This is a genomic window from Vibrio sp. FF266, assembly GCF_041439695.1.
Lineage (GTDB): Bacteria > Pseudomonadota > Gammaproteobacteria > Enterobacterales > Vibrionaceae > Vibrio > Vibrio tasmaniensis_A.
In genome coordinates this window covers 64,602-89,506 of record NZ_JBGOOO010000005.1, presented here as the reverse complement: position 1 = coordinate 89,506, position 24,905 = coordinate 64,602, and the positions used below count along the sequence as shown (strand labels likewise).

Below are 24,905 nucleotides of genomic sequence, written 5' to 3'. Positions count from 1 at the left end.
CAGTAACTAGTTTAAAAGTGACAAGCTTGAAAGTGATGAATTAAAAAGTAACGAGTTTAAAGACTAACCCTAACCCAAATAAAAAAGCCAAATGACGGTGCATTTGGCTTAGATTCGACATCATATATTCAGGGTGAAAGCGACTTTTCTGAAAAGTCACTTTACTCAATCAGCTTAACTTTGTGGCCTTAACAAATTCTTCAACTGGTAGCTGTTATCTCCAAAAATTTCTTTAGCATACTCCGTCATATCTTTACTAGAAATTGAATCTGTCGTTCCCTGTAAGTCAAACAGTGCCTCAACACCATAGTCATGAATTATGTAACGTGAAATAAACCAAGCTTGTTGCGTGGGCTTATATTGAAGTGGCGTGAGGTCAGCCACTAGCTGTTTAGCTGCGGTTCGAGTCTCATCTTCAGAAATGCCTTTAACGGCTTCAGCAATAACTTTATCAATCGCCTGTTCTATCTTATCTGAGTTCTCAGGCGCAGCTAAAGAGCCGACCAACCAGTCATAACTTGGCTCACTGTCTTGAGATACCGAATACACAAAAGGCGCATAATCCAAGCCTAACTCTTCACGAACGTAAGCCGTTAGGCGGCTCGACAATACACGCTGCAGCATATCGTCCATGAACACATCCTTTGCTGTTTTCTCTCGAGCTTGCTGAGAAATAATACGTAATAAGTACTGGCTGCTGTCTTCATTATTGATAGATATATCGATTCGTTCTTTCGAATCAGTGCTATAGGCAACTTGATAGTCAGGAGACACAACGGCTTCCAATGGCAATGAAGCAACATATTGGCGTACGAGAGGCTTAATTTCAGATGGTTTAATATCAGCAACGATGACAAGCGTATTGTCTCTTAACTTCTGAAAGAGTTGGTGCTGAACGTCAAGTATATCTTGAGATGTCACGGCTTCAATATCTTCACTTTCCAGCATGATATGACGACTGCTATCTTGATAACTATTATGGTTAACCATTTTCATAAACTGACCCACTGGTGTTTCTAGATAAGCCGTGCGATCTTGTGCAAATGCAGATTTCACAGCCTCAAGCTGATCGCTGTCAATTTTAGGTTCGGTCACAATGGTATACAGCGCAGCTAAGCCTTCTGCGAGCGTCTTTTTCTTAGTGCTTATTTCCAGCCCATGATGAGTAAAGTTGATGAAGGAATAAATTTGGATGTCTTTGCGTTTCAAATGGGTATTTAATTCCGATCCACTGAATTTACCAACACCACTACGGATCGATGCTGAAATCGCCACCTCTGACGCAGGAAATAAAGAAGAATCTAGGGCTGCTTTTCCACCTTCACTCGCATAATAAACACCAACATTATTACCCACCTCAGGGTTTCGTAAATACCAAACCTCGATACCATTGCTCAATGTCCATTGTTGTAAGTTAGGATCCTCACTCACCTGAATTTGTTTCACAATGTCGCCTTGAGATTCTGGCACGCTAAACGCAGAACTTGCGGTAACAAGCAGTGGTTTATTACCTGTCTTTTTATAGGATTTTCTGACATCTTTTAGCTCATTCTCCATGGCTTGAAGATCTTCCTTAGAAGATAAACCTAACCCCAAAATGTAAGGGCTAGAAAGCAAATCATCTAAGTTATCATTCACGGCCTCGAGATCCGTATTCGCAAGAAACGTTTTCAAACTCGACTTATAATCAAGCTGTGATTGAACGGGTTGGTTAATCACCAATGCTGTCGATTTACCATCAGCATGAGCCACAGCATCCATTTGATCCCAGTTTAGTTGAATATCGTCAAGGTTCGCTTGGTATTGCTGAAGCACACTCGCCAACTCATATTCACTTACGCCATAATCACGCAAAGAGGCGAGAGTAGAAACAAACTGCTGCTGACTTTGCTCTCGGCTACCAACAGGAAAACTGACGGTAGTAATCGAATACCTTTGGTACTCTAATAAGTAGGGTGTTGAAAAAACCCACTGCACAGGTAACGCAGCGTCAACAAAGTCAGAATTCAACCTTTGTTGGATAAGTTGTTGAGCAATATCATCTAACCAAAGCTGATGTTGTTGCTCATGGCTCTGTGTCACTCTTTCCCCACGATCAATGACTATCCCGATGCTCGGTGGCTCGACAGCAGATCCATACGCCACAAAATCTTGAGTATTGTAATCCACTGACGTGTTCTTCACGGGAACCGGTGTTGTGCCTCTTTGCCAATCAGAGAAAGTGTCTTCAATCAAAGGGATCACTTCTGCCAGTGTGATATCACCAGAGACAATCACTTCGGTTAACTGAGGTTGATACCAGGTTTGGTAATAGTTCTTTAATTCTTGAACATTCGCTTTAGAAACGGATTCTTTATTGCCAATAGGATCGTTACTTTGGTAAGTCGTCCCTTCAACCAGATGATCGTAGAACTTAAACGAGAGAGGTTTATCTTCAACTCGCGTGTATCGAAACTCTCCAAGTATCACACCTTTCTCTTTTTCGATTTCAGCTTCGGACAGCAATAAACCATCGCCAATGTCTCTAAACCAAGCCAGCGCTTTATCTAAATTCTTATTGTCAGGTAGATCTAATTTATAGAGGGTTTCTTGGTAAGAGGTGTAAGCATTTAAGTCTGCACCAAAACTGGCACCAGATTGCTCAAATAGCTCAACCACCTCATTTCCTGAAAAGTTCTTGCTGCCATTGAACGCCATATGCTCAACAAAGTGGGCGTACCCTTTCTGTTGTTCGCTCTCTTGCAAAGATCCGGCATGCACTAGTAAGCGTACCGAGACCGGTTGTTCTTGGTCAGGGTAGACATGGTAGGTTAATCCGTTATCTAACTCTCCTTTGACCCAGTATGGATCGGATTTCAATAACGTTTGTTGTTGAGGAGTAGAGCTGCAACCTAGCAATGTGGAGCTCAATACGACGACTAAATAGTATGCTTTCATAACGATCTCTTTGAAGGGCTTTCCTCCAATATATCCGATCGCAATAGCATAATAATTTTATATAAATTCAGTCATTTAAATTTTGAGAGACAATCTAAACATGCATGAAACTGTCAACTTTATAAATTACACAAGCTGATAGTCATAGGTTGTAGATCGGGGTATCAGGTCCTCTTAAATTCGCTTCATCTCCAAGCTTATGATTCGATTCCTTTAAACTAATTTATTGGATTCCTTTAAACAAGTTTCTCACATCCCTTTAAAAAGAGCTTGGGAAGCACGGCTGATCGGTAACTTTTCTCCAGAAACATACGCCGACATCTGACCTGAGAGCCCTTTCTTTACCTTATCAATGGCCGACACTTTCACCACCACCGAACGATGGATCTGCCAGAACTCATCCGGGTTAAGCTGGGCGATCAGCTCTTTTAGAGACACGCGAAGAATAAACTCCTCTAGAGAGCCGCCTTGGCTTTTTTTGAATATCGAGACGTACTTGTCTTCCGCTTTGAAGTAAGCCACATCATCGACAGCGATTAAGTGAATGTCTTCTCCGACACTGGCTTTAAGCCATGTTAGATATTGAACTTGCTGTGATGTTGATTGAGATAATAGCTGAAGCTGACTCATTAACGCCGTAATATCGGGCTGTTCTGGCGTAATACCTGATTGTGTTTGATTGCTCGACAGACGCGCTTGCACCTTCTGACATGTCGCTAGTAAACGCTCTTCATTGATAGGCTTAAGCAGGTAATCCATCGCATTGTGCTCAAAAGCTTTGACCGCGTATTCGTCATAAGCCGTGATAAACACAATCAATGGCGGTGAAGCTAGCTTGTTGAGTTGTTTCACCAGCGAGATGCCATCTAGCTCAGGCATACGAATATCGAGAAAAGCCACGTCGGGCTTAAGCTGCTGAATACTCTGCATCGCCTCCAAACCATTTTGTGCCTTGCTGACGATCTCTAGCTCCGGCCAAACCTCAGCCAAACTCTTGTCTAGGTGGTGCCTTAACAGTGCTTCATCGTCTGCGATAATCGCCGTTACGATCGGCTGTACTGCTGGGTTGTTCATGGTTAGTCCTTTAAATTCACACTGTAAATCGTCTATTTTTCGTCACTGTTCTGTGCTTTCTGGTCTGTAATTCTAGGCGGCTGCATCAGTCAACGGTAACAAGATCGTTGAGACTACCCCACCTTCAGCGTGTTCAGTAATCGTTAGGCTCGCCTTATCACCATACAGGGTTTCTATTCTTTGACGAATATTGCTTAACCCAACACCGTGACCCGTATTCGCAGAAGGCGTTTTCAACCCAGCGCCATTATCAGCCACTTCAATTTTTAGCTGCTGGGATTGTTGAGTAATACGAATATTCACTTGGCCACCAGCGGCTTTGGGTTCAATACCGTGTGTGAGTGCATTCTCGACCAAAGGTTGAATCAAGAACGGTGGAATCACCTGCAATTCACTAATCTCGTGTGTTTCAATCGAGAACGTTAAGCGCTCCCCCAAGCGTATCTTTTGGATATTAAGATAAGCGTCTAACAAGTCGACCTCTTGTGCGATGGTCGATTGCTCGTTGCGGCTGTTTTTCAAAGTCACACGCAATAAGTCAGTCAGTTTTTCGAGCATCAACTTGGCTTTCGCGCTGTCACTCTCAATCAACACATTGATGGTCGCAAGTGTGTTGAACAAGAAGTGCGGTTCAATTTGGCTCTGTAGTTGTTTAAGCTGACTGAGCACCACCACCTTTTCTTGATCGGCCTGACGACGCTTGGCCACTTCCAATTCGTTATCGGCACGTAACTGCTGCTCTCGGGTATAGAAATAGTAATAGCAAACCGAACAGAAGATCACACCGAGCAACACGACAGATTTAAGGTCCGAGATATTGGCTCCGAAATATCCGTTCAACCAATAGTGCGCGTTCAAGGTACCAAAGGTCATCGCGATCACCATTGAGATACCCACTTCAAGCGTTCGAGATGTCCTCTTAAACAACTTCACCAAGATGAAAGAAGAACCCACGGCGCTGTAACCAAAGCCAAAACTGATTGCCAGGTTAACCGTTAATCCGCCGCCCCAAATCGTATGGGTTGTAATCGCAATAAGAACACAAAATAGCGTGGTGAACGCGAAACTCTTAATCCATGAAAATCGACTGTTTGAAGAAGTGTCCATTAAAATCGCCCTTTGATATTTAAGAGAATCATATGACTATCGGGTAAGCTGGCGTAAGCAGAATCACTTTTACCGCCTAGAAAGCGTGCAGCAAGTTCCAAATCCAACAATGAATTGCCATTATCTAATGCTTGATAATTGAGCCACTGAGTCGCAATAAAACCGCCGTCTTGAGGAGACAACATCACATCGAATGTTGGCGTAATATCTTCAAGCCAGCCATGTGTCGAATCCAAAGACCAGTGAAACATGATGTTGTGCTGAACCAAATTGGCGTGTTGATAACCTTGCGCGTAAGACCCTGCCAGTGATGCTGTCATCGAATTAACCGACAAAGACTCGGCACTTTCTATTGCACTTTGCCATTCAGAATTGCTCCAAGCGCGGCTATCAAACCAATATTCCAAGACCACATTGTGACCCGTGTCATTGGCCCATGTTAGTCCTGCCAACGCTTGATAAGCTTCGCCCTGCTCTTCAAGATAAACCGGTTTAAGCAGTATGTTAGGCTGACTGTAGCCAAGGCTTTGTCGTTGATAGACCACCGAGCCATGAAACTCCCAAGCGAGGTTCAACACCGACACTAAACTCGCCCCAAGCAAGCCGTGACGTACATCGTCATAATAAGCGACCCATTGATATTCGTGATCGCCCACCAGGTTATAACGACGCAGCCCAAAGCCTTGTTGTTGGTTCTGCTTTTCGAATTCATTTACGTCTTGAGAAGTCCATGACGAATCGCTGTAAAGCAGTGTCCATTCTCCCGTCATATCGAACAGTGACGCCGAGGCCACACCCGCGCCCTCTTCTGCGACAATACCCACTGGGTTTTGTCGATACGGCTTGATGATGTCTAACGGTCGATAGCCATAACCCACGCCCCAATCCAAACGAACCTTACCAAGCGTAATATCAAGATAGTGGTCACCGATTAATGAATTCGACAGCTCAACACCACCTTGCCAAAACAACTCACGCACAATGAATTCAGATTCAAAGCTTGCGTCTTGTTGTTGAGGGTTATTGCTTAGAATATCGTTGGCTTTCACTGCGAACAGACCAAGCCAATTGTCATATCCAACCTCAAGATCCAACAAGCCATTCAAAGACTGACGATTATCAGATGGTAAAGGGCTAAATGGCGACTCTCGCGATTCAATCGCTTCTGCACTGAGTTGCCAGTCCCACGCCAAGCTCAGATCGTCCGCTTGAATCGGGTGACTCACACAAGACAAGGCAAGCAAAGTAGCGATTGAAGACTTAATGTGGAATCGGCGATTGGAAGCTTTCATGACGCTCACCTACAGCCCAGACACGCTGTTACGCGATAAGTAAGCAGGGTTGTAATACTTGTCTTCCAAGCTTTGCTCAATCACTTCGCGATACTCAATCACGGTTTTCTTGCTTGGTTGAATCTTATCGAGCAAGGTCATCGACATCACTGTGGGTAATCCATCACGCACACCTTCAGTAAACCACGCTTGTTTCGCCAGCTTTCCTGAACGCAGATAAAGATCCGCTTTAACTGGAAACGCTCGGTCTGCCGTTAACCACAGATCAATCGATTGATAACTGGCACCCTTGGTTTTCGCCGCGAGCTTTAGGTGATGGGTATCGAGTGTCTCGCCAGTCGGCATCTCAACCTGTTGCTCGGCAACCCACTCACCTTGGTAATCTTCGCTCCAAGTGAGCGTCGAGATATCCCCCACAGAAGCTTCTCCCAATAGCTTTTGCATCGGTGTGATACGAATTGGGCGACGAGATTTCGGCATCAGTAGCCAATAATTATCTTCTATCATCAGCATCTTTTGACCAGCCTCAACGGCTGATTTAAAGACCACTAATGACTCTCGGTTTGGCCTTGTGTAGACGTTGTATTCACGGGTTTTGTCCAGTTGCTCGTCTTGATACAGCGCCACCAAAGACACTACCTTAGAGGCTTGTGCGCTGTTCAAACGATAGCTGTCTGCCTTGGCAATCATCTCAGTGACTTGTTGTGAATCAACCGCCCAGCTTGGTGTCGATACTAAAACCAGAACCAATACAGAACCTAAAACAGTGAGTAAACGAGTAAATTTATACATAAACCAGCGCCTCCGTGATTGGCTTATTCACGCCTTTGCGAGCAGAGAAATAAGCTGCCAGCAAACATATCGTCAGCACACCTAAAGTAGCGTAACCAACCAATTCTAATGAGAAGTAAATGTTGAGTGGGTAGCCTTCGGTTCGACCCGGAGGTGGTGGCATTTGGATATCAACCACCAGCAATAACACCGACACTAAGCCACTCACTAATGCGCCTATCGCGCTGCCAATCACAGCCAGCAATCCCGCCTCTTTTAAGAAGCCTGTGACGATTTCAGAGGGGTAACTCCCGAGTGCCGACAAGGTGCCGATTTCACGAGTACGTTCTGTCACCGACATGGTCATAGTGTTAAACAAAGACACGAACACCACCAATGCCATCACTGCGCCCATGATGCCGAAGATACGGTCGTAAAGATCTTTAACCTTGGTGTAGAAAAACGCGCGATCTTGCCATGGGGTGATCTCGATCTCTGCGCCTTGATCGTTTTGGCTCGCGCTATTTCGATCTAAAGCAGTTTGGATACGCTGTTGAACGGTCGAGGTCTTGTTGGTTTCAAATAGGAACACCGACAAGGTACTGACTTTGTCTGAGGCCAAAAGCTCTTGAGCAGTGGTGATGTGTACGTAAAGCTGACGCTTATCCAGCTCAGGCACCCCTGTCGAGTAGATGCCCTGCACCTTAAAATCAAAGGCATTCAAAGCGCCATCACTAGTAGTCGCAAGCAGTGTAACCCAATCACCAACCGCAACTTTGAGGTTACGAGCAAGGTCAGTTCCTAGCATCACTTGTGGTTCTTGGCTGTCGTATCTTGGGGATTTCACATCCGACAGGGTTTGCCCGCTGCGCACATCAAGGAAAGGTCCTTTCATATCGAACTCACGCTCATTCACGCCTGTTCCCATAAAAATGGTCGACTTGCTGCCGTTAGACACCAAACCGCTGAAATAGACTCGCGGCTGCACACCACGCACGTCGCTGTCGCCAATAATGCTCTTGGTTAGCGCTTGAACGTTGTCCAGACCATTGCTCAGCGGCATGTCTTCGTCTTGTTCAAAGTATCCCGGCGTGCTCAAAGTAAGATGACCAGTATCTCGAGCGGTCGATTCTCTCAAAGATTCGTAGGTGTAAAGCCCGTAACCTCCTGCCGACGTCAGCGCAAATACCGCAATGGCGATAATCAATACCGAAAGCAGACTGCGGCGACCATTTCTTAATAAATTAAGCCACGCCAAACGCACCGAAGTTGGAAGTAAAAACGTGCTCATTCTTTGTGTTAACTTGCCCATGAGATCGCCTCCGTGGTTACAGCTTGTGGCGCCAGTTGACCGTCGATAAGTTCAATGACTCGATCGCAGCGCTGTGCCATTCTTGGGTCGTGCGTTGCGACAATAAAAGTCGTGCCCATTTCGTGGCCAAGCTCTTTCATAATGTCGATCACAAGGTTGGCGGTGTGGCTGTCTAAGCTAGCGGTCGGCTCATCGGCAATCACCAAGCTTGGGTTATGGATAAGGGCTCTGGCTATCGCAACACGTTGCTGCTGACCGCCTGAAAGGTTGTCTGGACGGTGATGAACGTAATCTCCTAGCCCAACACGCTCTAACATCTCTTGAGCTCTGGTCTGCTGTTCTTGTTTTGAGCATTGGTTCAACATCAATGGGTAAGCGACGTTTTCTAGCGCCGTCATCACAGGAACCAAATTGAAGCGCTGAAATACAAAACCCAACGACTGACGACGAAAACGTGCAGCGGCGATTTTCTCTGTCGGATATGGTTGGCCATCAATATTTATCTCGCCTCGGTAGTCCATATCCAACAATCCAAGAATATTCAAAAGTGTGCTTTTCCCTGACCCAGACGGCCCACACAGCGCCACCATTTCACCGCGTTGGATATGTCCATCGACCCCGTTTAATGCATCAACACGTTGACCGCCCGTGACATATGCTTTGCCGATATTTTTAAATTCAATCATTTCGTTGTCCTCTTATTACCAATCCATTCTCAAGCTCTCGCAAGCCGAAATTGAGCTTTCACAGCTGTTATTTGGCTTTGGCAACTGTTACTTGGCTTTCGCTATTAGGGCCTTCGCTGTCATGGTCTCGATGTTTCCGGCATCGGTATTTTCCATTTTTTCAAGCCACACCTGTGCTTGCTCGAAGTCTTCAGCACGAATCGATGCGGTAATGGCGTAACGGTAAATCCATGAGGTCGCAGCGAAATGTTGTTGTTGGAAATCATCTTCCGCAAGTAACGAGAGGAACAAGTCATAACCACGATCGAAATGGTTAAACATGTCGGGTAGCGAGGTGTAAGTAACGGCGGCCATTGCGCGAGTTAGGTAAGAATCTGGCAGCCCTTGAACACGAGGTTGCTCATGAATCGGTTGGTCTTCGTCTTTCAGCAGCACCAGTGATTTATCAATGGTTGATAAGCCTTTCTCCACATACTTCATCTTGTTCCAAGGTAAGAACGCATCACGCCCCATCAGGGTTTCTGTGCTGCCTAGATAAACCAAAGTCAGTGGCGTAGCACCATTTTGTTGTAACGTGTCATTCAGGCGTTCATACGCTACTTCAACCAAGTCTTCATTGCCTTGCGCGGCTTGATTATAGATATCGAGCACGTCAGAGCTTGGGTTAGCCAAAGCTAACGACGGTGCAAAAGAAACAAGCGCAATCAGTAATGAACGCTTAAGCAGAGAAGTGGTAGAGCCTGAATTAAATGAGTGTGAAGTAGTCATGATTTCTAATCCCTTTCAAATGTTGACGTTGAAAGGTTAACTAGAATTTGTCATGCCGTTTTATCAATGCGACGAATGGTAATTACGAGGAGTGAATGGTTGTTCGAGAGTGTGAACGGTAAAGAGAGACAAAAAATACAGACAAAAAAATAGCCGCTCAATGGCGGCTATCTTGTCATGGTCTAAATCAACTATGCTTCACATCTAAAGAAAAGGCACACTGCATGACTCATTATTTATCTAACTTAAAGAAACTTAGCTCTGAGTTGAGTTCTTTCGTCACTTCAACAACGCTTTGGTTTGCTTGTGCAGATTGATCAATGCCTTCAATGTTTTGTTGAACCAATATGTTCATATTTTCAAGCTGTGTCGATATATCTGTCGTAACGGCACTTTGCTCTTCTGATGCCGTAGCAACGATGGCATTCACTTCTGAAATACTTAAAACCTTTTCTGATATCGAATGAAAAGATTGAGCAAGCTCATCGGTCGTAGACTTTGTTAAGCGCATCAGTTCAACGTTTTTCACCATAGATTCATCCGCTTGCTTAGATTGGTCTTGTAACTGCGCAATGATCTCTTGAATATCGATAGTCGACTGCTGAGTTTTCCCAGCCAAAGCTCTTACTTCATCAGCAACAACAGCAAACCCTCTTCCTTGCTCACCGGCTCTAGCCGCTTCAATCGCGGCATTAAGCGCTAACAAGTTGGTTTGCTCAGAGATGTTCTTAATTACCTCAACAACACTGCTGATACGCTCTGAGTGCTCTCTAAGTAAATTCACGACCGTTTGAGTTTCTGATATTGATTCAGAAATTTCTTCTGTCGTGTCAGTTGAGTTTTTCAATGTTCCATGGCTTAGCTGAATAATGTCATTCGCTTCCATCGCTGACTGCTCAGCTCTTTGTGCGTTGTCTGCAACATCTCTTGCTGTTGAAGATAACTCAGTCGCGGCCGTCGCGATTTGCTCTACCGATGATAGTTCATTCAAAGAGTTACTCTGGGATCGCTCTATCAGAGCTAAAGACTCTTCTTGCTTTTGGTTAATTGAATTCATGCTTACACCTGCCTGTGACAGGATATCATTCAATTTTGCAGACAGTTGAGACAAAGAATCTGAAATAGTGTCGAGCTCATTTCCACCCTCTTTCAATTTAACGTCCGATAAACGTCCATTCTCAAGGGCTCTAATCCAATTTACGATCAATGGCAAATTTCTCAATTCTCTTTTCACTAGGAAATAAGATGAGCCAGAAGCAACGATAGAAGAGAAAAGAACCAGCCACCATGAGAAAGAAGAGTTGGACTCTAAAACTGAATCAGAATGGGCTAATTCTTCCTTAGCGACGTCCAATTGCAATGAGATCAATTCACCAAGAACGCCTCCCATATCATCAACAAGGAGATAAAGCTGAGTGATCATCTCAGAATCATCAATCATCATATTTCTATGTTTATCAAGAATTAATGGTACTTCTCGCTCCACCTTGTCTATTTTAAGTTGAAGCTCTTTTGCCAACCCCTCTTCTTCTCGTGTTAGCTGCGTTGCCAGATAATGAAGGAATAGCTCATGAGCCTCTTTCATCGCAACAGAAACACCAGAATAAAAAGCCGTCTGCTCTATCATTCCCACATGGTATTTATTCGCCGCATCAATCACGCTTACCGCGTACAAATCCGAAATACTTTTCAAATCAGATAACGGAATGACTCGGTCCTCGTACACAGAGTGAAAACTGTCCATAACCTCATTTGAAGTAGCTTCGCTTTTTAAGTTGCTTACAACTAAAAAGATAGAAAAGAACAGTGGAACTAGAAGAAGCTTTGTTGATATTGATTTCATATAACCCTGAAAAATAATGTATGGGAATTTATTAATAATGATAATTGTATCACGCTTTTTAATGATTTTATCATTGACTTATAACCCACCAACCTAAACAGACCAGTTCAAACTGCGATCGTTCCTCAACTATTTTGTAATGGAATAGCAACATAACTTGATCAATTAAACAATTCACCAGCATAGAGTGAAGCGAAATTGATACAGATCTCGCAGCACGCGAACGGTGCTGATGGACTTTCAACCAAAATAAGCTTACAACCACTTACATTGTTGAAAGATATGTTATTTTTCTTTTTGATTAAAAACAAAAAATAGCCGCTAGTTAGCGGCTATTTTGTCAAAACAGAGCGAAGCTTCGACGACTTTTAGTCTCTCTACTTAATCTCGTCTACTATTCAAACTCTTCTATTTCTTAGTTTCTTCTACTTTTTCGTCTCTTCTACTTCTTAGTCTCTTCAACTACAGCTTTCATCAATACTGATGTATCCATGCGACCTTGTCCTTGGGCAGACAGTGTCTTGTAGGCGTTGTTGGTCTTTTCCGTCAAAGGAAGTTGGATGCCTTGGCGTTCTGCTTCATCTAGGCAGAAACCTAAGTCTTTGATCATCCAATCAATGGCAAAGCCGAAATCGAATTTATCTTGCGCCATTGTGGTCGCGCGGTTTTCCATCTGCCATGAACCGGCAGCGCCATTTTTAAGGCAATCAACCAGAGTTGGGATATCAAGACCTGATTTCTCTGCAAGTACCAAACCTTCAGAAAGACCATTCAATACACCTGCAATGCAGATCTGATTGACCATCTTTGCGCGTTGGCCTTGGCCTACTTTACCCATCAGAACTGACGACTTACCGTAAGCTTCGAACACAGGTTGAAGGTCGTTGAAAAGCGCTTGTTCTCCGCCACACATGATGGTTAGCACGCCGTTTTCTGCGCCCGCTTGGCCACCAGATACAGGCGCGTCCATAAAGCGAACACCAGCTTGCTTCGCTGCCACTTCAAGCTCTTCAGACAGCACAGCAGACGTTGTAGTGTGGTCGACAAGAATCGCGTTTGGCTTCATTGCTGCCAATGCGCCTGTTTCGCTGGTTGTCATGCTGCGTACGTCGTCATCATTACCTACACAAACCAATACCACGTCAGCTTCTGCGACACACTCAGCCACAGATTCTGCCGTTTTACCTTGGTGTTTATCAGCCCAGTCTAATGCTTTGTTGTGAGTGCGGTTAAACACCGTTACTTCAAAACCGGCTTTGACTAGGTGGCCTGCCATTGGGAAGCCCATAACGCCTAGCCCGATAAAACTTACTTTCATTTCTTTCTCCTTTTATTTGACCAAGTCATCGCTATGAAAAGATCGAACACTCTCAATCAACGCATCAATAAGCAGGGTCAAAGCCTTTGGCTGATATTTTCTTTCTTTGTACACTAAATACGCTTGGCGATCACCCCGATGATACTCAGGGAGCACTTGAATCAAATTCATCTCAGGGGATACATGACGAAAAGGCAATGAAGCAAGCCCCAAGCCTTTTTGCGCGGCCGCCGCTACCGCATGAATATCGTTGACAATGAACTTGGGTTTAATCGTGATCATCTGTTCCAAGCGGTCGGATTTGTAGAGTGGCATATCAAACACATCATCAACGTTGATCCAGTCTTGAAGCTCTAGGTCGTCCGGCTTTTCAATCGTCTCACGCGAATCTAAGTATTCTTGGCTCGCGAAAAATCCGTGTTTGGCTTTGAAAAGTGGACGAGCAATCATGCCTTCCATCTCTGAGATCTTAAACGTGATCAGTAAGTCACGGTCGGTCTGCGGGATAAACTGTTGCTGGCTCAAGGTAAGGTCGAGCTGAACGTTCGGATATTGAGTGAGGAATTGCTCTACCATCGACCTTAAAAAGCCACTATAGAAGTTGTGAGGTACGGCGAGCTTTATCTTGCCTTGAATAGCGTCACGCTCTTCTAGCAAGCTATTAAAGCCCTGATGAATCGACTCCATGCCGCTGCTCAGTGCAGAAAAGGCCGCCTCGCCGTCTTTGGTGGCCACCAGCTCACGACCTTTCTTTTCTAAAAGTCGGATATTCAGGCGATCTTCCAATGCGGTTAGCCTACGCGACATAGTCGACACTGGGAGTTGCAGCCGTTTAGAAGCCGATAGCAAAGAGCCCTCTTCAACCACTGCACAGAATAAGAACAGATCATCAATGTTTCCAAATATGGAATTCATACTTCTATATGTGCCTATTTTTCTCATTAATGGATAGATGTAACCTTATCTCATCAACAACAGAAAATCACGGGAGAACACAGTATGAACAACAAACAATTTTGGGTAACCGCGATTTTATCCTCCCTGACCATGGCGACTATCATGTCTGGGTTAATTTCTGGCTACAAAATGGGATTCAGCCCCGAGTGGCCGCCAATCTGGCTACAAAGCTTTTTCATTGCTTGGCCGTGTGCTATCACGCTCAACCTCACCGTGCTTCCTTTGATCAGAAAACTCTCAGCATGGATTTGTCGCCCGAGAGCGCTTTGCATACCTGATGTCACGGAACGATGATCAAGGACTTATGCTCTAGGAGCTATGATCTAGAAGCTGCCATCAAGGGGTTGCGATCAAAGAGTCATTCTCACGGATAAACGTCTGAATTACGCCCATAAAAAAACCGAGCACTAGGCTCGGTTTTTTGTATTCTACATTCTACTCACAAGAGCAAAGCTATCAATTATAGATTGATATTACAGCTCAGCGTTGTGGTAAACCTGCTGAACGTCATCACAGTCGTCAAGCATGTCTAAGAACTTCTGGAATTTCTCAGAATCTTCTTCAGCTACTGGCGTAGTTGTTTGAGGAACGAAAGTGATTTCCTCGACGTCTAGCGTTAGGTCTGGGAACGCAGCGTTTAGTGCTGTCTTCGTTTTGAAGAACTCAGTCGTTGGAGCGAATACAGTGATAACACCGTCTTCTAGCTCAACGTCAGTCACGTCTACGTCTTCCATCATCAGCGTTTCTAGGATGATCTCGTCATCTTCGCCTGCAAACTGGAATACAGCTTGGTGAGCGAACATGTGAGAAACAGTACCTTCAACACCGATTTTCGCGCCAGTTTTAACGAAACATTGGCGAACGTCTTGGAAAGTACGGTTGCCGTTGTCAGTTAGACAGTCAACGATTACGCTTGTGCCACCTGGGCCAAAACCTTCGTAACGAGCTGGTTGGAAGTCTTCACCGCCGCCGCCGTTCGCTTTATCGATCGCTTTGTCGATAACGTGAGCGGGTACTTGGTCTTTCTTCGCTTTAGCAATCAGGTGCTTAAGAGGTAAGTTCATGTCTGGGTCAGAGCTACCGTTCTTAGCCAGTACGTAAATCTCTTTACCGTATTTAGAATAAACTTTAATTTTTGCGCCTGCAGTTTTCGCCATTGAGGCCTTGCGCACTTCAAAACTTCTTCCCATCGGGATCTTCTCTCTGATTCAATTAACGGTGCAAATTCTAGCAAATTACTGTGTCATTTCAATTCAACAGCTTTGCTGGGTAAGGTTTATCTGCGTTTATGCGACACCCATTACCCGTTTGTATTTTTCAACAGACTGATCAAACCAAGCCTTTTCTTCTGGATCACCTAGCTTCATTGCTTCTTCAACAATGGCTTCAGGGCCACATTTCGCTTGCTTCAGTTTCCAAACAAGAAACGATGCTTGCTTATCCAGTTCGATTTTATTTTTCTCACTGGGTGGAAGGAGTGAAAGGTTGATAGACATTATTAGCCTTCGTCTGTAATACGCTTGGCCGAGAAATATATCATAGAGCAGCCTCATAAAACCAATACTATGAGCAATAGTGGGGGTTGTAGGACGAGAAACCATCAAGTCGCTGATGCAGGTCAAGCTAGTTTGAGAGAAGTTATACCCTTGATGAGAAAGTATCGCTTATTCAACTCATACCATGAGCCGTTTAAACAGTTATTCGACTCACCTAATGAGCCGAATAATTAGATAATCGCATCACAGAACCAAGAAAGACGCCTCCTCGAACCCCAAAAGTCTATTCACTCACGGCGAACACATCGCAACGTGAGGCGCAGATGAAGTCATTTTTGTGCAGACCTTTGATTGAGTGGCTCCACCAAGTGACGGTGACTTTGCCCCACTCCAGTAAGATCGAAGGGTGGTGAAACTCTTCTTCCGCCAATTCTGACACTTTGTTGCTGAATGCCCACGCTTGTTTGTAGTTCTTAAACTTAAACACCTTCTCAAGCTGTGGGATGCTGTCTCTTTCGATGATTTGCCAATCAGACAACTCCAACAATAAAGACTGTTGCTCGTCTTTACTTAGGGCAATCGCGTCGATACTGCAGGCTTCGCATTTTTGTTCATTCAACATGTGTTGGTTCCTTGGGTTCAAAAAGTGGTGGTAGTAACCCCGCATCGATGGCGAGATCAGCTTGCTGTAATAGGTTTTCCTGACTGATTTGGAAGAGCTCAGACAGCTCGTCGATCACGTAATATTTCGGCTGCATGATGTCGATACGATAAGGAGTTCTTAACACTGTTTGCAGATCGAACCGCTCACGAACCGCCAAATCACCACCCAATGCATACATGGTTTCCGCCGGAGACGAGAGAATACCACCGCCGTAAATTTTCAGTTTTTGTCCCTCTTTTACTAAACCGAACTCAACCGTAAACCAATACAAACGGGCAAGATAGGCGCGCTGTTTAGATGTAGCGGCTTGGCCTAGTTTTCCATAATGCTCAGTGAAAGCCGCGAAATCGGCATTGGTGAGCATGGCACAGTGGCCGAAAATTTCATGAAAGAAATCAGGTTCTTGTAAGTAATCGAACTCATCTCGCGTTCTCAGAAATGTCGCAACTGGGAATTTTTTATTAGCGAGCAAATCAAAGAATCGGTCGAAATCGATCAATGCGGGCACAGGCTGAACCTGCCAACCTGTTGTTTCCATTAGCACCTTATTTATCTCTGGAAGCTGAGGGACTCTGTCTAATGGCAGATCCAGCAGGGTCAAACCGTGCAAATAAGCATCGCATGCGCGGTCATTAATGGCGTCCAGTTGCCTTTTCACTAAGTCGTGCCAAATGGCGTCTTCTTCGAGGCTCCACTCAACCCATCCCTCTTGGCTCACGGGCTTAGAATGATATTGAGTCATTACACACCTCCTTTCGAATGTCTCACTTTAAGCCTATCTCCACTCCTTATATCCGCCAATTTGCGCGATTTTTCGAAACAAGCGATTGTGTAACATTTTGTTTACACAGTTCCGACGCACCCTTATTTTGCTGATCTTTTGACTTTGTAAAACCTAAATACCAGACTGAAATCGTTAACATTTTGTTAAAGGTAAAGGAATGCACGAAAGCAATAAGCCAATTTGGCAGCCTAGCGACCAGCGTATCGCACACGCCAACGTAACCCGATTTATGGATAGCCTCACTCTGTCAGGATTAAAGCCACAAGACTTAGGGCTAGAGACGGAATGGAAAAACTACACGGAGCTTCATCAATGGTCTGTGGAACATCCCGAGTCGTTTTGGCAGAACGTTTGGCAGTTTTGTGGAATGGTGGGCTCGCAAGACAGTATTGATAACGCACAAAGAGAGCTCATCAAAACTCAAGGCGAGAGCCGTTGGCAACAGTCAAAATCGAATCGCGATGCGGTGTGGTTTCCGAATGCTCAAGTTAACTACGCCGAAAACTTGCTGCACTCATCAAAAACGTTACCAAACGAGCTTGCGATTTGGTTTGAGAATGAGCGTGGCGAGCATCAAAGCTACACATGGCAAAACTTGTGTAAGGAAGTATCTAACGTTCAACAATGGCTTGTCGATATAGGTGTTCAACAAGGTGATGTAGTTGCTGCTTATACCCCTTATCTTCCTCAAACCGTGATTGCGATGTTGGCAACTACTAGCTTGGGTGCGATTTGGACATCGACTTCGCCTGATTTTGGCGTCGAGAGCGTGATTGAGCGCTTTGGCCAAGTGAAACCTAAGGTGCTTTTCACCTGTGACGGCTACACCTTCAATGGCAAGACGTTCGATATGACGGACAAAAACCGTGAAATCATCGAACACTTAAACGAATTAAAACAGGTGTGTCAGATCGGCTATTTAAAGAACAATGATTTTGAGCATGACGTGTCACTCCAAAACTGGCACAGCATCATCAATCAGTATCAACCAAAACCTCTTCGATTTACTCGTGTCGGCTTCAATGAACCTCTGTTTGTACTCTACTCTTCTGGCACCACCGGCAAGCCAAAATGTATTGTGCATTCTGTTGGCGGCACCATCATCAACCACCTAAAAGAGCATCAACTTCACTGCGATATTAAACCAAGAGATCGCGTGTTCTACTACACCACTTGTGGTTGGATGATGTGGAACTGGCACGTCTCTGCGCTCGCCAGCGGGGCTTGTTTGGTGATCTTTGATGGTAGCCCGGTTTATCCGCAACCTAGCGTTCTGTGGGATTTAGCGCAGCGAGCTGATGTATCGACATTTGGCACCTCAGCCAAGTACCTAGAAGCGATTGAGAAAGCGGAACTCTCACCGATCGACAGCCACTCTCTTCCCCACTTAAGAACACTGTGCTCGACGGGTTCAGTGCTCTACCCTGAGCAATTCGATTACGTCTACAAACACATCAAGCAAGACCTACATTTGGCGTCTATTTCTGGCGGCACGGATATTTGTGGCTGCTTTGTTTTAGGCAACCCTATCTCGCCGGTGTATCGTGGTGAGTTCCAACAGGCAGGGCTCGGCGTCGACATCAAGGTGTTCAACTCTTCTGGTCACAAGGTCGATCACGAACGTGGCGAAATGGTGTGTACCAACTCCCTACCCAACTTCCCTGTTGGCTTCTGGAATGACACCGGAGAGCGCTATCACAACACCTATTGGGATAGGTTCGATAATGTGTGGCATCACGGAGATGAAGTCGCACAGAGCGGACATGGCGGCTACCTGTTCTATGGGCGAGGCGACACCACACTCAACCCCGGTGGCGTGCGAATTGGTACCGCTGAGATCTACCAGCAAGTGAACACTATTGAAGGCATTGTGGATTCGATAGCAGTCGGCAAAGACATCGACCGCAATGAGCAGATATGGCTGTTTGTCCAACTGCAGCAAGATGTGAGTCTAGATGAAACGTTACTGACAGCCATCAGAAGTAAACTCAAATCATCTTGCTCACCAAGGCATGTGCCAAGCCAGATATTTGCGATCAGCGATGTACCAAAAACACGCTCTGGCAAACTGGTGGAGTTGGCGGTGAAACAGGTTGTAAATGGTAAGGATGTAGAAAACCTCGGGGCAATTGCTAACGCCGAGGTTTTGAAAGAGATAAAGCGCGTTGTTTCGCTTTAGCTTTAGCCTTAGAAAGTGGCTAACTATCTCCAATTTTCACTTGGTTGTCAGATAACATCTAGAGTAAAGGCAGCCGATTGAAAACTAAATCGAAGCCACTCTTTGAGCTCATGAACCCTCTCATCTGTTTGGCTTCGTGCCTTTTCTAAAGATCTTAATGCGATCTGAACGTCATATTTAAAACAAAATTTGAAAATTAATCATTTTATAGCCAGAGATAATATTCACTAAAGACGAATCATTTATACAAAAAAAGAGTCCACCACTGAATTGTATCCAAGCTTATGGATATTTAATCGAATTACAATAACTCCCGTTTCCACAGCCCCATTTCTAGTGAAATGATAATTTGATAACTATCACATTTAGAACAGTTATTTTCCCATACTATCTCGGCATGTTACTTACTTAAGAGTAATTAAAAAAAACTAGTCACTCCTATTAATAAGCTTGAATTTAATTAGAAACAAGCGGTTAATCCCTACGTAAAATAAATAAAATCATTATCAAATGATCGGAGACATTATCATGCGCATAGTATTAGCTTTAGGCGGTAACGCTCTTTTAGCAAGAGGCCAAGCATTAACGGCTGAGAACCAACGTGAAAATATAATAAAATCAGCGGCGAGTATTGCCGCGATCGCACGCGAGCATGAGATTGTTATCGTTCATGGTAATGGCCCACAAGTAGGTTTGTTGATGGAACAAAACGCGGCTTATAGCGAATATTCGCCAGAGACTACCCCATACCCAATGGATGTACTCGGCTCTCAAACCTGTGGCATGGTGGGCTACATGCTACAACAAGAGCTAAGAAACATTGACCCTGAATTAGACGTAGCGACGCTAGTCACGCAAACTGAAGTATGCAAAAAAGACCCTGCGTTTGCTAACCCGACAAAATTTGTTGGGCCTGTATATACAGAGCAACGAGCTAAAGAATTAATGGCTCAAAGCACAATGCAGTTTAAAGCTGATGGCGAGTACTACCGACGCGTTGTGCCTTCTCCTATGCCAAAAAGCATTGTTGAAATTCAGCAAATTGAAACTCTTCTAGATACAGAAAACCTTGTTATCGCTTGTGGCGGCGGCGGTGTTCCCGTGAGTATTGAGCAAGGTAAGAGTACTGGCGTAGAGTGCGTAATTGACAAAGATCTTACGGCTGAACTACTGGCTGAAAAAATCCATGCCGATTTATTTATTATCTTAACCGATGGTTCGATTTTCCGTAACTATGGTAAAGAAGACCAAGCAGAAATGAAGCAAGCAACGCCTGCTGGTTTAGCAGAGTTTTCATTCCCTGCCGGTTCTATGGGACCAAAAATTGATGCCGTGTGTAAGTTCGTTGAAGCTGGATTGGGTCATGCGGCGATTGGTTCATTATTTGATTTAGATAAAATAATTACCAATGAAGCTGGTACTCTGATTACAAAAGGCGAAGGTGTTGTTTATTATTAATATTGTCGAATGATAATCACCACTAATATAAATTATATTACAAGCCTCTTATTTAATTATAATGAGGCTTGTTTTATTCGGACCGTTTAATGCTAGATGAGATAAGTATTCATAATTTTGGAAATTAAACCCGAAAAGAATTAATACATAATATCTTTAAATATACCCAATCTTAATTATAACGTGATTTAATCCAAATAACGTTTCCAGTTCATTAAAAAACAATTCAATACGTTCACATCGGTGCATTTGCATCCGCTTGGTTCTCTGGCATCGCATCAATAAAGGCTGGTAACTGATTACACGCTTCGACAATCGAGTTGATCAGCGGATAAGGCGACATATCAACGCCAAAGCGCAGCGCGTTATACACCTGCGGCACTAAGCAAATGTCTACGATACAAGGCGAACCCGTGAGGCTATACACCGAATCACCGTGTGTTTTTCGGTGTTTGGCCAGCTTCTCTTCTAACGCTGAAAACCCTTGGCTCATCCAGTAACGAAGCCAATCCATTTTCGCCTCTTGCTCGCACGACAATTCTCGCTCCAAATATTGCAACACGCGCAGGTTATTAAGAGGATGAATTTCCATGGCAATATCCTGAGCCATCGCCAGTGCTTGATAGCGCAGTGGTGTTTGCTCAGGAATCAGCGAGACTTCCGGGCTACTCTCACAAGAATAGTGCTCATCGAGATACTGAAGAATAGCCAGTGACTGATTGAGTTGAACGTCACCATCCACCAGCACAGGCACTAACTCACTGGCATTGAGTTCGCGATATTGTGGATCATGTTGCTCGCCGCCATTACGCACCAAATGCACCGATTTCGACTCATAGTTGAGTTGCTTTAGGTTCAATCCAATACGCACTCGATAGGCTGCGGACGAGCGCCAGTAACCGTAAAGTATAATGTTCTTGTTCACGATGCTCTCGCTCATACAGAAATCCTATTATGTGGATTATAGCGCTCGATACTGGCTCACTTTTTGGTCTATCGCGCCAAAAATAGAATGACCTGCAGCATCAAACATCTCAAGCTTGATCGAATCGCCAAACGACATAAATTGAGTCGAAGGTTTACCATCGCGGATGGTCTCAATCATACGAACTTCAGCTATGCATGAATAACCCACACCGCCCTCGGCAATTGAGGTGCCATGGTCAGTGCCTTGCTTATTGGAAACCGTGCCCGAGCCAATGATTGCACCGGCCGATAGTGGGCGAGTTTTCGCAGCGTGAACAACTAATTCTGCAAAGTTGAAGGTCATATCCACACCTGCATTCGGGCATCCAAAAGGTGCGTCGTTGTAGGTTGAAGTCAGTGGCAGATGCACCTTGCTGCCTCTCCATTGCTCGCCAAGCTCATCAGGTGTTACCGCAACCGGAGAAAACGCCGAAGACGGTTTAGACTGGAAGAAGCCAAAGCCTTTCGCGAGCTCAGCCGGAATCAAGCCGCGCAGCGACACATCGTTCACCAACATCAGTAATCGAATCGACTCGTGCGCCTGTTTAGCACTTGCACCCATTGGCACGTCACCGGTCACAATCGCGACCTCACCTTCGAAATCGATGCCCCATTCGTCGCTGGCAAATTCGATATTGTCACGAGGGCCGATAAACGCGTCTGAGCCGCCTTGATACATTAATGGATCGACCCAGAAGCTTTCTGGCATTTCAGCACCACGTGCTTTACGCACCAATTCAACGTGGTTTACATACGCGCTGCCATCCGCCCATTGATAAGCGCGTGGCAGAGGCGATTCACAATACTGAGGTGCAAACACTTCACTGCCTGTGACATGTCCGTTGTTTAACGAGGTGTATAACTCTTCTAACTGAGAAGCCACGCTGTCCCAGTTATCCAATGCTACCTGCATGGTTGGCGCTAGATGCATCGCATGGAAAATTTCGGTGGCAGCTACACATTGTTTAAGATCTTTACTTACGACCATCAATAGACCGTCGCGAGTGCCATTTTTCTTGGTTGCTAATTTCATCCTTGTCCCTTACTTCTTATCGTCAGCCATGGTTTGAGAACCTGTCTCTTGCAAACCCGTGTCTTGCCAACTGTAGACATATTCTTTGTTCTCAACGCTATCGAGTTCATCAGAAAACTGCAGCGCATGGCGAGTATCGATCATCACCGCGACTTCATCGGTAAACTTCTTCTTATGCGCCTGACCCGCCTTGAAGGCTTTAGGGTGAGGCCCATGCGTAAACCCAGCCGGATGAAAAGTCACCATGCCCGCTTCAATGTTGTCGCGACTGAAGAAGTCACCAGCGTGATAGAAAAGCACTTCGTCATAATCGTCATTGTTGTGGTAGAACGGCACTTTCAATGCACCTGGGTCGCTCTCAATCGGGCGTGGCACAAAGGTACACACCACAAAGCCTGCACCCACAAAGGTGGTGTGCGCAGAAGGAGGCAAGTGGTAGCGATGTGACATCAGCGGTCTGATATCACGCCAATTCACTTTCACCACCGCTAAGTCGCCATGCCAGCCAATGGCATCCAATGGATTGAACGGATAAGTGATCACGCTGACTTTGTCGTGGCGTTTCACCTGAAACTGAGTCTGGTTTTCTGAATATTGAGCGCGGAATTGATCATTGATTGAAGGAATGTCGAGCACCGCAGGATCAAACACCGCGTGATTACCGACCATGCCTTTCTCTGGCAAGGAGTAAGCCGCGTCTGTGTTCTCAATCATCAAGATAAACATCGGCTCGCTTGGCTCTAAACGCCAGTTGGTCGAGCGCGGGATCATCACGTAATCCCCTTCACTCACCGCTAGATGACCATAGTCACAATAGAGATCGGCGCTGCCTTGATGAATGAACAGCAGCTCATCGCCATCGGAGTTACGCACCAAGAAATCCATCTTGTCATCCATGCGCCATACGCGAATTTTGCAGTCCGCATTGTGCAAAAGATGAGGCACCGCCCAAGGGGTTATCTGGCTGGCTTTTTCCACCAGCGTAAAATCAAAAGCGCGAGGGCGCAGATCGCCCTCCCACTCCGACCAACCTGTTGGGGCATGTTGGTGGTGAAAATGAGCGGCAGGGCCGAAGAATCCACTTCGGCCCGCCTCTCGCTCATAAATTGCCTCTTCGGGAAAATCGGCGTGCGCTTGTTTAGAGCACACACCCTCCCGATGAGGAAATGAGATCCATTTATGCATCGTCTAATACTCCTCGACGAATCTGGTCCTCTTCAATCGATTCAAACAGCGCCTTGAAGTTACCTTCACCAAAGCCTTCGTTGCCTTTACGCTGAATGATTTCAAAGAACACAGGACCAATTACCGTCTGTGTGAAAATTTGCAGCAAGATGCCGTCTTTGGTCGGCGCGCCATCAATCAAAACGCGTAGGTCACGCAATAGATCGGTGTCTTCCCCGTGGCCTTTTACACGCTCGTCGACTTTCTCGTAGTAGGTATCTGGGGTTGGCATAAAGTCCATACCGCGATCACGCAGAGTCTTCACGGTTTTGTAGATGTCATCGGTGGCGAGTGCGATGTGTTGGATGCCTTCGCCGTTGTATTCGCGAATAAACTCTTCGATTTGTGATTTGTCGTCGGAAGACTCATTGATTGGAATTCGGATTTTGCCACACGGTGAGGTCATGGCGCGGCTCACAAGGCCTGTCAGCTTGCCTTCAATGTCGAAGTAGCGAATCTCGCGGAAGTTGCCAAGACGCTCATAGAACCCAGACCATACATCCATATTGCCTTGTTTGACGTTGTGCGTGAGATGGTCGATTTCATACAAGCCAACATTGGCTTCAGCCATGCGTTGTTCCGCATCGTCATAGAATCGGAAATCGACGTCATAGATACTCTGCTTACCATAGCGATCCACAAAATAGAGCAGGCTTTCACCGATGCCGTAAATGGCAGGAATGCTTAGCTCCATCGGCCCTATTTCTGTTTTGTACTCTTCACCACCGCCCTTGAATGCTTGCTCCATTGCAGCGGTTGCTTCGTTGACACGAAAAGCCATACCACAGACCGATGGCCCATGCACCTTGGCGAACGCTTCCGCTTGGCTGTGTGGCTGTTCATTGACGATAAAGTTGATGTCACCTTGTCGATACAACCAAGCTTCTTTTGAGCGGTGCTTGGCAATCTCAGCAAAACCAAGTGACACAAACAGCGCTTTAAGTTGCTCAATTCCCTTGTGGTCAACGGCAGTGTATTCAACAAACTCGAATCCATCCGTGCCAAGCGGGTTGTATGTATCCACCATGAACTTTCT

At 45.3% G+C, this 24,905-nt stretch carries 22 protein-coding genes; 3 read left to right on the top strand and 19 right to left on the bottom strand.

Annotated features, from left to right (window positions below):
- Nucleotides 1–174: 174 nt before the first annotated feature.
- The 11 genes from ACED59_RS06090 to ACED59_RS06040 form a co-directional block, all read right to left on the bottom strand.
- Nucleotides 175–2,937 carry a pitrilysin family protein gene (locus ACED59_RS06090; RefSeq protein ID WP_017098822.1) on the bottom strand — a complete coding sequence of 921 codons (2,763 nt, stop codon included), beginning with the start codon at nt 2,935–2,937 and terminating at the stop codon, nt 175–177.
- 249 nt (nt 2,938–3,186) lie between these two features.
- On the bottom strand, nt 3,187–4,011 hold the full coding sequence (locus tag ACED59_RS06085) for a LytTR family DNA-binding domain-containing protein (RefSeq protein WP_017098821.1): 825 nt from the start codon (nt 4,009–4,011) through the stop codon (nt 3,187–3,189).
- A gap of 72 nt (nt 4,012–4,083) precedes the next feature.
- Nucleotides 4,084–5,118, bottom strand: coding sequence for a sensor histidine kinase (locus ACED59_RS06080; RefSeq protein ID WP_017098820.1), 1,035 nt, complete (start codon nt 5,116–5,118; stop codon nt 4,084–4,086).
- Nucleotides 5,118–6,410, bottom strand: a complete 1,293-nt coding sequence (locus tag ACED59_RS06075; RefSeq protein ID WP_371704834.1) for a hypothetical protein — start codon at nt 6,408–6,410, stop codon at nt 5,118–5,120. The genes ACED59_RS06080 and ACED59_RS06075 overlap by 1 nt, the downstream gene beginning before the upstream one ends.
- A 9-nt stretch (nt 6,411–6,419) precedes the next feature.
- Nucleotides 6,420–7,202 (bottom strand): outer membrane lipoprotein-sorting protein, encoded by a 783-nt coding sequence (locus ACED59_RS06070; RefSeq protein WP_017098818.1) that lies wholly within the window; start codon nt 7,200–7,202, stop codon nt 6,420–6,422.
- Nucleotides 7,195–8,493, bottom strand: coding sequence for an FtsX-like permease family protein (locus tag ACED59_RS06065; protein WP_017098817.1), 1,299 nt, complete (start codon nt 8,491–8,493; stop codon nt 7,195–7,197). Before ACED59_RS06065 ends, ACED59_RS06070 begins: the two co-directional genes overlap by 8 nt.
- Nucleotides 8,481–9,179 (bottom strand): ABC transporter ATP-binding protein, encoded by a 699-nt coding sequence (locus ACED59_RS06060; protein ID WP_017098816.1) that lies wholly within the window; start codon nt 9,177–9,179, stop codon nt 8,481–8,483. The genes ACED59_RS06065 and ACED59_RS06060 overlap by 13 nt, the downstream gene beginning before the upstream one ends.
- A gap of 87 nt (nt 9,180–9,266) precedes the next feature.
- Complete coding sequence (locus ACED59_RS06055; RefSeq protein WP_017098815.1) at nt 9,267–9,947, bottom strand: hypothetical protein; 681 nt, start codon at nt 9,945–9,947, stop codon at nt 9,267–9,269.
- A 232-nt stretch (nt 9,948–10,179) separates the two neighbouring features.
- A complete protein-coding gene (locus ACED59_RS06050; RefSeq protein ID WP_017098814.1) occupies nt 10,180–11,790 on the bottom strand; it encodes a methyl-accepting chemotaxis protein in 1,611 nt (536 codons plus the stop codon).
- Between the two features lie 442 nt (nt 11,791–12,232).
- Nucleotides 12,233–13,108 carry an NAD(P)-dependent oxidoreductase gene (locus ACED59_RS06045; protein WP_012601274.1) on the bottom strand — a complete coding sequence of 292 codons (876 nt, stop codon included), beginning with the start codon at nt 13,106–13,108 and terminating at the stop codon, nt 12,233–12,235.
- Between the two features lie 12 nt (nt 13,109–13,120).
- The gene (locus ACED59_RS06040) at nt 13,121–14,023 is read right to left on the bottom strand and encodes a LysR family transcriptional regulator (RefSeq protein WP_371694797.1); all 903 of its coding nucleotides are present in this window, start codon (nt 14,021–14,023) and stop codon (nt 13,121–13,123) included.
- 84 nt (nt 14,024–14,107) lie between these two features.
- Between ACED59_RS06040 and ACED59_RS06035 the strand changes: the two genes are divergently transcribed.
- Nucleotides 14,108–14,359, top strand: a complete 252-nt coding sequence (locus ACED59_RS06035; RefSeq protein WP_371704835.1) for a DUF2798 domain-containing protein — start codon at nt 14,108–14,110, stop codon at nt 14,357–14,359.
- Between the two features lie 179 nt (nt 14,360–14,538).
- Here the strand turns inward: ACED59_RS06035 and ACED59_RS06030 are convergent, their stop codons facing one another.
- From ACED59_RS06030 to phhA, 4 genes are all read right to left on the bottom strand, one after another.
- On the bottom strand, nt 14,539–15,255 hold the full coding sequence (locus ACED59_RS06030; protein WP_009846045.1) for a YebC/PmpR family DNA-binding transcriptional regulator: 717 nt from the start codon (nt 15,253–15,255) through the stop codon (nt 14,539–14,541).
- 96 nt (nt 15,256–15,351) lie between these two features.
- Entirely contained in the window at nt 15,352–15,561 is a 210-nt protein-coding gene (locus ACED59_RS06025) for a DUF3283 family protein (RefSeq protein ID WP_004732615.1), read from the bottom strand.
- Nucleotides 15,562–15,844: 283 nt separating this feature from the next.
- Nucleotides 15,845–16,183: a 4a-hydroxytetrahydrobiopterin dehydratase gene (locus ACED59_RS06020; RefSeq protein WP_017098809.1), complete on the bottom strand. Its 339-nt coding sequence runs from the start codon at nt 16,181–16,183 to the stop codon at nt 15,845–15,847.
- Nucleotides 16,173–16,967: a phenylalanine 4-monooxygenase gene (phhA, locus tag ACED59_RS06015; protein ID WP_009846042.1), complete on the bottom strand. Its 795-nt coding sequence runs from the start codon at nt 16,965–16,967 to the stop codon at nt 16,173–16,175. The genes ACED59_RS06020 and phhA overlap by 11 nt, the downstream gene beginning before the upstream one ends.
- Nucleotides 16,968–17,166: 199 nt before the next feature.
- Between phhA and ACED59_RS06010 the strand changes: the two genes are divergently transcribed.
- Both ACED59_RS06010 and ACED59_RS06005 read left to right on the top strand, forming a co-directional pair.
- Nucleotides 17,167–19,188, top strand: coding sequence for an acetoacetate--CoA ligase (locus ACED59_RS06010; protein WP_017098808.1), 2,022 nt, complete (start codon nt 17,167–17,169; stop codon nt 19,186–19,188).
- A gap of 528 nt (nt 19,189–19,716) precedes the next feature.
- Nucleotides 19,717–20,646 (top strand): carbamate kinase, encoded by a 930-nt coding sequence (locus ACED59_RS06005; RefSeq protein WP_017098807.1) that lies wholly within the window; start codon nt 19,717–19,719, stop codon nt 20,644–20,646.
- Nucleotides 20,647–20,881: 235 nt separating this feature from the next.
- Here ACED59_RS06005 and maiA read toward each other — a convergent pair whose 3' ends face one another.
- From maiA to hppD, 4 genes are read right to left on the bottom strand one after another with little or no spacing between them, the layout of a single operon-like run.
- Complete coding sequence (gene maiA, locus ACED59_RS06000; RefSeq protein ID WP_371704837.1) at nt 20,882–21,586, bottom strand: maleylacetoacetate isomerase; 705 nt, start codon at nt 21,584–21,586, stop codon at nt 20,882–20,884.
- Nucleotides 21,587–21,607: 21 nt separating this feature from the next.
- Complete coding sequence (locus ACED59_RS05995; RefSeq protein ID WP_017097190.1) at nt 21,608–22,645, bottom strand: fumarylacetoacetate hydrolase family protein; 1,038 nt, start codon at nt 22,643–22,645, stop codon at nt 21,608–21,610.
- A gap of 9 nt (nt 22,646–22,654) precedes the next feature.
- A complete protein-coding gene (locus ACED59_RS05990) occupies nt 22,655–23,830 on the bottom strand; it encodes a homogentisate 1,2-dioxygenase (protein WP_371704838.1) in 1,176 nt (391 codons plus the stop codon).
- Nucleotides 23,823–24,896 (bottom strand): 4-hydroxyphenylpyruvate dioxygenase, encoded by a 1,074-nt coding sequence (gene hppD / locus ACED59_RS05985; protein ID WP_017097192.1) that lies wholly within the window; start codon nt 24,894–24,896, stop codon nt 23,823–23,825. The genes ACED59_RS05990 and hppD overlap by 8 nt, the downstream gene beginning before the upstream one ends.
- Nucleotides 24,897–24,905: the final 9 nt, after the last annotated feature.

Bases quoted from the DNA above. Each gene is read 5' to 3' on its own strand.
- ACED59_RS06090 (WP_017098822.1), bottom strand. From the start codon at position 2,937: ATGAAAGCATACTATTTAGTCGTCGTATTGAGCTCCACATTGCTAGGT.
- ACED59_RS06085 (WP_017098821.1), bottom strand. From the start codon at position 4,011: ATGAACAACCCAGCAGTACAGCCGATCGTAACGGCGATTATCGCAGAC.
- ACED59_RS06080 (WP_017098820.1), bottom strand. From the start codon at position 5,118: ATGGACACTTCTTCAAACAGTCGATTTTCATGGATTAAGAGTTTCGCG.
- ACED59_RS06075 (WP_371704834.1), bottom strand. From the start codon at position 6,410: ATGAAAGCTTCCAATCGCCGATTCCACATTAAGTCTTCAATCGCTACT.
- ACED59_RS06070 (WP_017098818.1), bottom strand. From the start codon at position 7,202: ATGTATAAATTTACTCGTTTACTCACTGTTTTAGGTTCTGTATTGGTT.
- ACED59_RS06065 (WP_017098817.1), bottom strand. From the start codon at position 8,493: ATGGGCAAGTTAACACAAAGAATGAGCACGTTTTTACTTCCAACTTCG.
- ACED59_RS06060 (WP_017098816.1), bottom strand. From the start codon at position 9,179: ATGATTGAATTTAAAAATATCGGCAAAGCATATGTCACGGGCGGTCAA.
- ACED59_RS06055 (WP_017098815.1), bottom strand. From the start codon at position 9,947: ATGACTACTTCACACTCATTTAATTCAGGCTCTACCACTTCTCTGCTT.
- ACED59_RS06050 (WP_017098814.1), bottom strand. From the start codon at position 11,790: ATGAAATCAATATCAACAAAGCTTCTTCTAGTTCCACTGTTCTTTTCT.
- ACED59_RS06045 (WP_012601274.1), bottom strand. From the start codon at position 13,108: ATGAAAGTAAGTTTTATCGGGCTAGGCGTTATGGGCTTCCCAATGGCA.
- ACED59_RS06040 (WP_371694797.1), bottom strand. From the start codon at position 14,023: ATGAATTCCATATTTGGAAACATTGATGATCTGTTCTTATTCTGTGCA.
- ACED59_RS06035 (WP_371704835.1), top strand. From the start codon at position 14,108: ATGAACAACAAACAATTTTGGGTAACCGCGATTTTATCCTCCCTGACC.
- ACED59_RS06030 (WP_009846045.1), bottom strand. From the start codon at position 15,255: ATGGGAAGAAGTTTTGAAGTGCGCAAGGCCTCAATGGCGAAAACTGCA.
- ACED59_RS06025 (WP_004732615.1), bottom strand. From the start codon at position 15,561: ATGTCTATCAACCTTTCACTCCTTCCACCCAGTGAGAAAAATAAAATC.
- ACED59_RS06020 (WP_017098809.1), bottom strand. From the start codon at position 16,183: ATGTTGAATGAACAAAAATGCGAAGCCTGCAGTATCGACGCGATTGCC.
- phhA (WP_009846042.1), bottom strand. From the start codon at position 16,967: ATGACTCAATATCATTCTAAGCCCGTGAGCCAAGAGGGATGGGTTGAG.
- ACED59_RS06010 (WP_017098808.1), top strand. From the start codon at position 17,167: ATGCACGAAAGCAATAAGCCAATTTGGCAGCCTAGCGACCAGCGTATC.
- ACED59_RS06005 (WP_017098807.1), top strand. From the start codon at position 19,717: ATGCGCATAGTATTAGCTTTAGGCGGTAACGCTCTTTTAGCAAGAGGC.
- maiA (WP_371704837.1), bottom strand. From the start codon at position 21,586: ATGAGCGAGAGCATCGTGAACAAGAACATTATACTTTACGGTTACTGG.
- ACED59_RS05995 (WP_017097190.1), bottom strand. From the start codon at position 22,645: ATGAAATTAGCAACCAAGAAAAATGGCACTCGCGACGGTCTATTGATG.
- ACED59_RS05990 (WP_371704838.1), bottom strand. From the start codon at position 23,830: ATGCATAAATGGATCTCATTTCCTCATCGGGAGGGTGTGTGCTCTAAA.
- hppD (WP_017097192.1), bottom strand. From the start codon at position 24,896: ATGGTGGATACATACAACCCGCTTGGCACGGATGGATTCGAGTTTGTT.